The sequence below is a fragment of the Mesorhizobium sp. M2E.F.Ca.ET.219.01.1.1 genome (assembly GCF_004016445.2).
Classification (GTDB): domain Bacteria; phylum Pseudomonadota; class Alphaproteobacteria; order Rhizobiales; family Rhizobiaceae; genus Mesorhizobium.
The window spans coordinates 1-339 of record NZ_SADT02000143.1; the positions used below are offsets into that span (position 1 = coordinate 1).

Consider the following 339-nt stretch of genomic DNA (forward strand, 5'->3'; position numbering starts at 1 on the left):
GCCGGCTGCCGGATTTCGCCTTCAAGCGCTGATACTGCCCGACCTCGACGATGTGGCCGTTCTCGATGGCCACGACCCAATCGGCGAAAGCGATCATCGAAGGCCGGTGCGCAATGGTCAGGATCGTCATCGTGCCGCGCAGCCCGTCGATCGATTTGGCGATCAGCGATTGATTCTGCCAGTCGAGGGCGCTGGTCGCCTCGTCGAGGATGAGCAGTGACGGCTTGCGCAGCAATGCCCGCGCCAGCGCGATCCGCTGGCGCTCGCCGCCGGAGAGCCGGATGCCGCGGTCGCCGACCACGGTGTCCAGGCGCTGCTCCAGCCGCTCGACGAAATCGG

Annotated in this window: 1 protein-coding gene; it reads right to left on the bottom strand. The window is 66.7% G+C overall.

Annotated features, from left to right (window positions below; all coding sequences use genetic code 11):
* A partial coding sequence (locus EN862_RS35285) for an ATP-binding cassette domain-containing protein (protein ID WP_135913315.1) occupies nt 1-339 on the bottom strand: 339 nt, incomplete at both ends.